At 73.3% G+C, this 8,610-nt stretch carries 10 protein-coding genes; 9 read left to right on the top strand and 1 reads right to left on the bottom strand.

Going from position 1 to position 8,610, the window contains the following annotated elements:
- From AB0K34_RS45300 to AB0K34_RS45285, 4 genes are all read left to right on the top strand, one after another.
- Positions 1-1,008 (top strand): thiamine pyrophosphate-dependent enzyme (locus AB0K34_RS45300; protein WP_364554710.1); only part of this gene is annotated, 1,008 nt, incomplete at its 5' end.
- A gap of 170 nt (positions 1,009-1,178) precedes the next feature.
- The gene (locus AB0K34_RS45295; RefSeq protein WP_138641351.1) at positions 1,179-2,021 is read left to right on the top strand and encodes an MIP/aquaporin family protein; all 843 of its coding nucleotides are present in this window, start codon (positions 1,179-1,181) and stop codon (positions 2,019-2,021) included.
- 35 nt (positions 2,022-2,056) lie between these two features.
- Positions 2,057-3,574, top strand: coding sequence for a glycerol kinase GlpK (glpK, locus tag AB0K34_RS45290; RefSeq protein WP_364554708.1), 1,518 nt, complete (start codon positions 2,057-2,059; stop codon positions 3,572-3,574).
- Between the two features lie 108 nt (positions 3,575-3,682).
- Complete coding sequence (locus AB0K34_RS45285; protein WP_364554706.1) at positions 3,683-4,558, top strand: serine protease; 876 nt, start codon at positions 3,683-3,685, stop codon at positions 4,556-4,558.
- 49 nt (positions 4,559-4,607) lie between these two features.
- Here AB0K34_RS45285 and AB0K34_RS45280 read toward each other — a convergent pair whose 3' ends face one another.
- Complete coding sequence (locus tag AB0K34_RS45280) at positions 4,608-5,393, bottom strand: SigB/SigF/SigG family RNA polymerase sigma factor (RefSeq protein ID WP_364554704.1); 786 nt, start codon at positions 5,391-5,393, stop codon at positions 4,608-4,610.
- A 162-nt stretch (positions 5,394-5,555) separates the two neighbouring features.
- Between AB0K34_RS45280 and AB0K34_RS45275 the strand changes: the two genes are divergently transcribed.
- The 5 genes from AB0K34_RS45275 (at position 5,556) to AB0K34_RS45255 (ending at position 8,560) form a co-directional block, all read left to right on the top strand.
- Positions 5,556-5,945: an SRPBCC family protein gene (locus tag AB0K34_RS45275; protein WP_364554702.1), complete on the top strand. Its 390-nt coding sequence runs from the start codon at positions 5,556-5,558 to the stop codon at positions 5,943-5,945.
- Between the two features lie 142 nt (positions 5,946-6,087).
- Complete coding sequence (crcB, locus tag AB0K34_RS45270) at positions 6,088-6,564, top strand: fluoride efflux transporter CrcB (RefSeq protein ID WP_138639050.1); 477 nt, start codon at positions 6,088-6,090, stop codon at positions 6,562-6,564.
- Entirely contained in the window at positions 6,561-6,926 is a 366-nt protein-coding gene (crcB, locus tag AB0K34_RS45265; RefSeq protein WP_138639049.1) for a fluoride efflux transporter CrcB, read from the top strand. The genes crcB (AB0K34_RS45270) and crcB (AB0K34_RS45265) overlap by 4 nt, the downstream gene beginning before the upstream one ends.
- Before the next feature lie 247 nt (positions 6,927-7,173).
- A complete protein-coding gene (locus AB0K34_RS45260) occupies positions 7,174-8,103 on the top strand; it encodes a polysaccharide pyruvyl transferase family protein (RefSeq protein ID WP_364554699.1) in 930 nt (309 codons plus the stop codon).
- A gap of 55 nt (positions 8,104-8,158) precedes the next feature.
- The gene (locus AB0K34_RS45255) at positions 8,159-8,560 is read left to right on the top strand and encodes a DUF2267 domain-containing protein (protein ID WP_138639048.1); all 402 of its coding nucleotides are present in this window, start codon (positions 8,159-8,161) and stop codon (positions 8,558-8,560) included.
- Positions 8,561-8,610: the final 50 nt, after the last annotated feature.

Genomic DNA, 8,610 nt, shown 5'->3' with positions numbered 1-8,610 from the left:
GCCCGCTGCGGCGCGCTGCCCGCGACGTCGGCCGTCGCGCGCGGCCTGTTCGCCGGCGACCCGTTCGCGCTGGACGTCAGCGGCGGGTTCGCCACCCCGGCCGCCGCGGAGCTGATCCGCGGCGCCGACCTGGTCGTCGGCTGGGGCTGCTCGCTCACCATGTGGACGACGCGGCACGGCGCGCTCATCGCCCCGGACGCGACGGTCGTGCAGGTCGACGTCGACGCCCGCGCGCTCGGCGCGCACCGCCCGGTCGACCTCGGGCTGATCGGCGACGCCGCCGAGACGGCGCGGGCCGTGCTCGCCGAGCTGGCGGCGGGCGGCCACCGCGCCACCGGCTACCGCACTCCCGAGGTGCGGGAGCGGCTCGCCCGCGAGGGCCGCTGGCAGGACGTCCCATACGAGGAGGATCCGGACGGCGAGGACGACGGCCGGCCCCGCATCGACCCCCGGACGCTGACGATCGCGCTCGACGCGATGCTGCCCCGGGAGCGGACCGTCGCCGTCGACTCGGGCAACTTCATGGGCTACCCGGCGATGTTCCTGGACGTCCCGGACGCCGACGGGCTGGTGTTCACCCAGGCGTTCCAGTCGGTCGGGCTCGGCCTCGCCACGGCGGTCGGCGCCGCCGTGGCCCGCCCGGACCGGCTCACCGTCGCCGCCCTCGGCGACGGCGGCGCGCTGATGTCGGTCGCGGAGCTGGAGACCGCCGTCCGGCTCGGCCTGGACCTGCTCGTGGTCGTCTACGACGACGAGGCGTACGGCGCGGAGGTGCACCACTTCGGTCCCGGCGGGCACCCGCTGGACACGGTCACGTTCCCGCCGGCGGACATCGCCGCCATCGGCCGCGGCTTCGGCTGCGCGGCGGCGACCGTCCGGTGCCGCGACGACCTGGCCGCCGTGGCGGACTGGCTGGCCGGCCCGCGGGACCGGCCGATGGTCGTGGACGCCAAGGTCACCCGCGACCGCCCCTCCTGGTGGCTGGCGGAGGCATTTCGCGGTCACTGACCGTGTAGGGACGCTCTCGCTGGGAAACATCCCGCCATCACGATCATGAGCGTGTGCGCGGAACGGCGCGGCGCGCCGGCGTCGCCGTGGGGGGGAGCCGCCGGCCCGGCCGGCCCGGCGCGCCCGCGTTCGCGGTGGTCGTGCCCTACGCCATAGGTCCTGGAGGAGAGATGTCGCGATGGCCGATTCCCGAGCTCGCCCGGGAGATGATCGCGGAGTTCGCGGGCACGATGATCCTGATCCTGTTCGGCGTCGGCGTCGTCGCGCAGGTCATCGCGGGGAGCGGGCTCGGGGCCCCGCAGAGCCTCGGCGGGCATGACGCCATCACCTGGGCGTGGGGCTTCGGGGTGACGCTGGGCGTCTACGTGTGCGCGCGGATCAGCGGGGGCCACATCAACCCGGCGGTGACCGTCGCCTTCGCGGTCTTCTGGGGCTTCCCGTGGCGCAAGGTGCTGCCGTACTGTTTCGCGCAGGTGCTCGGCGCCTTCGTCGCCGCGCTGATCGTCCGGTGGAACTACACCGAGATCCTGCACGCGTTCGACCCCGGGCTGACCGCCAAGACGCAGTTCGTGTTCTCCACGATGCCGGGCAACGGGTCCCTGCCGATCCACACCTGGGGCGCGTTCCGCGACCAGATCATCGGCACCGCGATCCTGCTCTTCCTCGTCCTCGCGCTCGTCGACCCGCGCAACTCGCCACCGCTGGCGAACATGGCGCCGCTCATCATCGGGTTCGTCGTGGTGGCGATCGGGATGGCGTTCGGGTCCGCCGCCGGGTACGCGATCAACCCCGCCCGCGACCTCGGGCCGCGACTCGCCCAGTACATCACCGGATACGAGAGCGCGTGGCGGGACCAGTACGGGGACTTCTATTTCTGGGTGCCCATCGCGGCGCCGCTGATCGGCGGACTCCTCGGCGCCGCGCTCTACGTCCTGCTCATCGGGCGCAACATCCCGCCCGAGCAGGAGGTGACCGAGACGCTCGAGCCGCGCCTGAACGAGGACGATTCCTGACGGGGACCCGCCCCGCCGGCAGAAAGGGCAGAGTAATGGCCGACTTCGTCGGAGCGCTCGACCAGGGCACGACGAGCACCCGCTTCATGATCTTCGATCACGGCGGGAACGAGATCGCCCGCCACCAGCTGGAGCACGAGCAGATCCTGCCGCGGGCGGGCTGGGTGGAGCACAACCCGACCGAGATCTGGGAGCGGACCCGCGCCGTCGTCCAGAGCACGCTGAACAAGGCGAACCTGGGGCACACCGACCTGGCCGCGTTCGGCATCACCAACCAGCGCGAGACGACCGTGGTGTGGAACCGGCGCACCGGCCGCCCGTACTACAACGCGATCGTCTGGCAGGACACCCGCACCGACCGCATCGCGTCGGCGCTGGAGCGCGACGGGCGGGGGCAGACGATCCGGCACCGCGCCGGGCTGCCGCCGGCGACGTACTTCTCCGGCGGCAAGATCCAGTGGATCCTGGAGAACGTCGACGGGGTGCGGGAGGCGGCCGAGGCGGGCGACGCGGTCTTCGGCAACATCGACACGTGGGTGCTGTGGAACCTGACCGGCGGGGTGAACGGCGGCGTGCACGTCACCGACCCGACCAACGCCAGCCGCACCATGCTGATGGACCTGGAGACCCTCGACTGGGACGACGAGCTCCTGTCGTTCTTCGGCATCCCCCGCTCGATGCTGCCGGAGATCAAGCCGTCGTCCGCTCCGGAGCCGTACGGGATGAGCCGTGCGGACGGCCCGCTCGGCGGCGAGGTCCCGCTGACCGGCATCCTGGGCGACCAGCAGGCCGCGACGGTCGGGCAGGTGTGCTTCGCGGTCGGCGAGGCCAAGAACACCTACGGCACCGGCAACTTCCTGCTGCTCAACACCGGTGAGGAACTCGTCCGGTCCAAGGCGGGCATGCTCACGACCGTCTGCTACAAGTTCGGCGACCATCCGACCGTGTACGCGCTGGAGGGGTCGATCGCGGTGACGGGGTCGGCCGTGCAGTGGCTGCGCGACCAGCTCGGCATCATCTCCGGGGCGGCGCAGAGCGAGTCGCTGGCCCGGCAGGTCGACGACAACGGCGGTGTCTACTTCGTCCCTGCCTTCTCGGGCCTGTTCGCCCCCTACTGGCGCTCCGACGCCCGCGGCGCCATCGTCGGCCTGTCGCGCTTCAACACCAACGCCCACCTGGCCCGCGCCACCCTGGAATCGATCTGCTACCAGTCCCGGGACGTGGTGGAGGCGATGCGCCAGGATTCGGGGGTCACCCTGGACGTCCTGAAGGTGGACGGCGGCGTCACCGCCAACGAGCTGTGCATGCAACTGCAGGCCGACATCCTCGGCGTCCCGGTGTCGAGGCCCGTCGTCGCCGAGACCACCGCCCTCGGCGCCGCCTACGCCGCCGGCCTCGCCGTCGGCTTCTGGCACACCACCGACGAACTCCGCCAGAACTGGAACGAGGACAAGCGCTGGAACCCCACCTGGGACGAGGAGCAGCGCGAGAGCGGCTACGCCGGCTGGAAGAAGGCCGTCGAGCGGACCTACGGCTGGGTGGACGTGGACTGAAAGACGCCCCCGGGGTCCTTCTCAACGGGCCGCCGATGATCTAGCATCCGGTCGGTGACAGCGCCGTCACCGACCGGAGCGCGCTCCGGCCCGCCGAGAGGACCCCGCATGCCCAGACGCCTCGCCGCAGCCGTACTCGCCGCCGCCGCGGGCGCCGCGACGCTCACCGCCAGTGCCGCGCAGGCCGCTCCCGAGCCGCTCCCGGTGCCGCTCCCGGCCTCGCTCCAGCCCGCCGCGCAGCAGGGCCGGGCGGAGGTCGACTTCACCGGCATCGTCGCGCTCAGCAACTGCTCGGGGTCGCTGGTGCGGGGGCCGCGCTCCCGCGACACCGACGCCGCGCTCGTCCTGACCAACGGCCACTGCCTGGAGTCGGGGATGCCGAAGGCCGGCGAGGTCGTCGTGGACCAGCCCTCGTCCCGCACGTTCCGCCTCCTCGACCGGACGGGCCGCGGCGACCTCGGCACCCTCACCGCGACCAGGGTCGAGTACGCCACGATGACCGACACCGACGTGACCGTCTACCGGCTGAACACCACCTACGCCGCGATCAAGAGCAGGTACGGCGTGTCCGCGCTGCGCCTGTCCACGGCCAGGCCGCACGACGGCACGGAGATCCGGGTCGTGTCCGGCTACTGGCGAAAGATCTACGGCTGCCGGATCGACGCCACCGTGTACCGCCTGCGCGAGGCGGGCTGGACGTGGCGGGACTCCCTCCGCTACACGCCGCAGTGCGAGACGATCCACGGCACGTCGGGCTCTCCGATCATCAGCACCAGGACCGGCCAGGTCGTCGGCGTCAACAACACCGGCAACGACGACGGCGAGCGCTGCACCCTCAACAACCCGTGCGAGGTCGCCCGCGACGGCGAGGTCACCGTCCGCCACGGCACCCACTACGGGCAGCAGACGTACGGGCTCGCGCGCTGCCTCGGCCCCGGCAACGACGTCGTGCTGAGCAAGGCGTGCACCCTGCCCAAGCCGTGACGCCCGAACTCTGACGCCCAGACCGTGACGGTGCGGCCGGGGGGTGCGCTCACCCCTCGGCCAGCAGGCCCATCCGCAGCCGGTCGAGGGTGGCGCGCAGCAGCCGGGAGACGTGCATCTGCGACAGCCCGATCTGCTCGGCGATCTGCGTCTGGGTCTTGTTGCCGAAGAACCGCAGCAGCAGGATCGTGCGCTCCCGCTCGGGGAGGCCGTCGATGAGCGGGCCGAGGGCGTGGCCGTCGATGAAGGCCTCCAGCGCCGGGTCGTCGGAGCCGAGGTACTCGCCGACCGTGCCGTTCTCGCCGCTCGGCGACCCGTCCGCCGGCGCCTCCAGCGACAGCGGCCGGTAGGCGTCGCAGGCGATGATGACCTCGACGGTCTCCTCCTGGTCGATGCCCATGAGCTCGGCGATCTCGGCGGTGGTGGGGGAGCGGCCGTGCTCGCGGGTGAACTCCTGCACGCTGCGCTGCAGGACCGGCCGCAGCTCCTGGATGCGGCGCGACACGCGGATGCCCCACGTCTTGTCGCGGAAGTGCCGCTTCACCTCCCCGGTCACCACCGGGTAGGCGTAGGTGACGAAGCGGTCGCCGATCCCGGGGTCGAACCGGTTGATGGCCTTCACCAGCCCCAGGTAGGCGACCTGCTGGAGGTCGTCGAGCGGCTCGCCCCGGTTGGCGTACCGGCGCGCCACGCCGCGGACGAGCGGGGCGTGCATGTCGACGATGCGCGCCCGCAGCCGCTCCCTGTGCGGGTCGTCCTCCGCCAGCCGGTTCATCTCCGCGAGCAGGATCTCGGTCTGGCCGTCGTTGAACCGGGTGGACTGCGCCGACGTCATGCGGTGCTCTCCTTTGCGGACGAGGCCGGCGAGGGCGGAGGCTGTCGCTCGGTGCCGTCCCCCTACCCGCCAGAAACGCGATCACACGGATCCGCGGGGCCGCGGGGATAGACGCACCCCACGCGGGTAACCGGGCGGTGAGGCAGGAGGTGAGGTGGAGCCGTGAGCACGATCACCGAGTCGGTCATCGTCACCGTCCCGATCCGCACCGCCTACGACCAGTGGACGCGGTTCCAGGCGTTCCCCCGCTTCATGGACGGCGTGGAGGAGATCCGCCGACTCGGCGACAGGACCCTCCGCTGGACGACCCGGAACGGCCCGACGCTCGCCGGAGTGGTGACGTTCCACCGCCTGGACGAGACCACCACCCGCGTCACCGCGCAGCTGGAGCTCGACCCCGAGGGCCTCGCGGGGAGGGCCGGGGACCGGACCGGCGCGCTGACGCACCGGGTGCGGGGCGACCTGCGCCGCTTCAAGACCCTCATCGAGTCGCGCGGCGCGGGGAGCGGTCCGGCGGTCGGCGCCGCACGCGCCGACCGTCCCGAACCCTGATCGCCGCTAGGATGGGGAGGCCCCGGGCGGCGTACCGGGGAGACGGCGGTGGGGCCCGCCGTGCCCGGTCCGGGCGAACCGCGGAGCACGACCGCCGACGGTCCCTACCGGTGAACGCTGTCGCTACTGGTAGGAGCACGCCATGCCCTCCCCTCCCGTGGACCCCGATGTCGATCTGCACGACCCGCGGCAGCGGGCCGAACTGCCCCGGGCGCCGTGGGCGACGCTCGGCGCGATCTCGGCGGGCGGCATGCTCGGCGCGCTGGCCCGGCACGGGCTGAGCACCGCGTTCCCTAACGGGCCGGGGGAGTTCCCGTGGGGGATCTTCTGGGTCAACGTCTCAGGCTGCCTGCTGATCGGCGTGCTGATGGTGCTGATCACCGAGGTGCGTCCGGCGCATCCGCTGGTCCGGCCGTTCCTCGGGGTCGGGGTGCTCGGCGGCTTCACCACGTTCTCGACCTACGCCGTCGACGTCCAGCGGGCGGTGGAGCACGGCGCGCCGCGCGTCGGGCTGGCCTACCTCGCGCTGACGCTGGCCGCCGCGCTCGCCGCCGTCCTCGCGGGAGTGCGGCTGACGAGGGCGCTCACCCGCCGCCGGGCACCGGAGGACGCCGCGTGACGCTCCTGCTGATCGCGCTGGGCGCCGCGGCCGGCGCCCCGCTGCGCTACCTGACCGACCGGGCGGTGCAGGCCCGGCACGACTCGGTGTTCCCCTGGGGGACGTTCACCGTCAACGTGGCGGGATCGTTCATCCTCGGCCTGCTCGCGGCACTCCCGGTGGACGGCGGTGTGATGGCGTTCGCCGGGACGGGTTTCTGCGGCGCCCTGAGCACGTACTCGACGTTCGGCTACGAGACGCTGCGGCTGGCCGAGACAGGAGCCCGCTCCTACGCGCTGCTCAACGCGGCGGCCAGCATCGCCGCGGGCCTCGGCGCCGCCTACTGCGGGATGGTCGTCGCGCAGGCGCTCCCCGGGACGTGAATCCACCCCGGCGGACGAGTTCGCCGGGGCGGAATCGGGGGAGAACGCTGGTGCGGCCCAGGCTCGCAGTTCGGGGCACTTGGCTCCGAGCCGACGAGTGGGCCGCGACGTGACTCTGCCCCGCGGGCCGTGACCGTAAACCGGAAGGTGTCTGAAGTGTCACGCGGAGGGCAGTACGGCATGCCGCGCGGGGCATGGTCGCGGCCGTGCCGGGCATGGGCGGGAGCGCTCCGGGTAGCAGGTCGCCATGGCGAGCTCAGGGCGGCGGATGCGGGTCCTCGTGGCCGGGTGGCCGAGCTTCCTGCACGGTGAGGCCACGGCGGGCGACGTGCTGGCGATGGAGGCGGTGCGGCAGGGGCTGGCCGCGGCCGGCGTGGAGTGCGATCTGGCGTGGAGCCCCGTCTTCCGTCCGGGCGGCCTCGGCCTCGACCACGCCGATCCCGCCGCCTACACGCACGTGGTGTTCGCCTGCGGGCCGCTGCACGGGCGGCAGGTCGAGGAGCTGCACCGCCGCTTCGCGCGCTGTGTCCGCGTCGCCGTCGGCGTCTCGGTCCTCGATCCGGACGACCCCGCGGTGACCGGGTTCGACGCCGTCCTGCCGCGCGACACGCCGACGGCGGCGCCGCGGCACGACCTGGCGGCGCTGCCGGAGAGCCCGTCGGTGCCCGTCGTCGGGGTCGTCCTCGCGCCGGGCCAGCGGGAGTACGGGCCGCGGCGGCTGCACGACCGCGTCGACCGGGAGCTGGCGGGCTGGCTCGCCGCGCGCGAGTGCGCGCGGCTGCCGCTGGACACGCGGCTCGATCCGCGCGACTGGCGCATGTTCGGCACGGCCGCCGAGTTCGAGTCGGTGCTGCGCAGGCTCGACCTGGTGGTGACGACCCGGCTGCACGGCCTCGTCCTGGCGCTGAAGAACGGGGTCCCCGCGCTGGCCGTGGACCCGGTCGCGGGCGGCGCGAAGGTGACCGCGCAGGCGCGGGCCTGGTCGTGGCCCGCCGTGCTCACGATCCCCGAGCCGGCGGCCGGTCCGGGCGGGGCGGCGGAGCCGCTGCTGGACGCGGCGGAGCTGGACCGGTGGTGGGCCTGGGCGCTGTCGCCGGAGGGGGCCGGGCGGGCGGCGGCGGTCCCGGCGGACGGGAGCATGATCGGCGAGCTGCTGGACGTCCTCGGCGCGCGTTAAGGACCGGATATTTCGGGCAGTTTCTGCATTTCAGACGCAGGAAGGAGCGTCCGCCATGCGGCATGAGGAGTTCATCGGACAGGTCCAGCACCGCGCCCACCTCTCCGGGCACGGCGAGGCCGAGCGGGCGACACGGGCCGTCCTGGAGACCCTCGGCGAACGGATACCCGAGGGCCTCGCCGACAACCTCGCGGCGCAGCTGCCGCACGAGATCGGCGAGCATCTGCGCCGGACGGAGGTCTACGGCGGCGCGGGAAGCGGCGAGCGGTTCGACCGGCACGACTTCATCGAGCGGATCGCGGTCCGCTCCGGCGCCGACGAGCCACGCTCGGCCTACCTGGCCCGCGTCGTGCTGGAGGTGACCGACGAGGCGACCGAGGGGGCGGTGACGGAGAAGGTGCGGCACAGCCTCCCCGCGGACCTCCGGGACCTGGTGGCGGCCGGCCACAACGGCTGAGCGCCGGGCCCGGCCCGCGAGACGGCCGCGGGGGGGCCGGTTGCCCCGCG

Source organism: Actinomadura sp. NPDC049382, from assembly GCF_040677125.1.
Taxonomy (GTDB): domain Bacteria; phylum Actinomycetota; class Actinomycetes; order Streptosporangiales; family Streptosporangiaceae; genus Spirillospora; species Spirillospora geliboluensis.
The sequence above is the reverse complement of the archived record's forward strand: the minus strand, read 5'-3'. Positions and strand labels throughout refer to the sequence as shown.

Bases quoted from the DNA above. Each gene is read 5' to 3' on its own strand.
- AB0K34_RS45295 (WP_138641351.1), top strand. From the start codon at position 1,179: ATGTCGCGATGGCCGATTCCCGAGCTCGCCCGGGAGATGATCGCGGAG.
- glpK (WP_364554708.1), top strand. From the start codon at position 2,057: ATGGCCGACTTCGTCGGAGCGCTCGACCAGGGCACGACGAGCACCCGC.
- AB0K34_RS45285 (WP_364554706.1), top strand. From the start codon at position 3,683: ATGCCCAGACGCCTCGCCGCAGCCGTACTCGCCGCCGCCGCGGGCGCC.
- AB0K34_RS45280 (WP_364554704.1), bottom strand. From the start codon at position 5,393: ATGACGTCGGCGCAGTCCACCCGGTTCAACGACGGCCAGACCGAGATC.
- crcB (WP_138639050.1), top strand. From the start codon at position 6,088: ATGCCCTCCCCTCCCGTGGACCCCGATGTCGATCTGCACGACCCGCGG.
- AB0K34_RS45260 (WP_364554699.1), top strand. From the start codon at position 7,174: ATGGCGAGCTCAGGGCGGCGGATGCGGGTCCTCGTGGCCGGGTGGCCG.
- AB0K34_RS45255 (WP_138639048.1), top strand. From the start codon at position 8,159: ATGCGGCATGAGGAGTTCATCGGACAGGTCCAGCACCGCGCCCACCTC.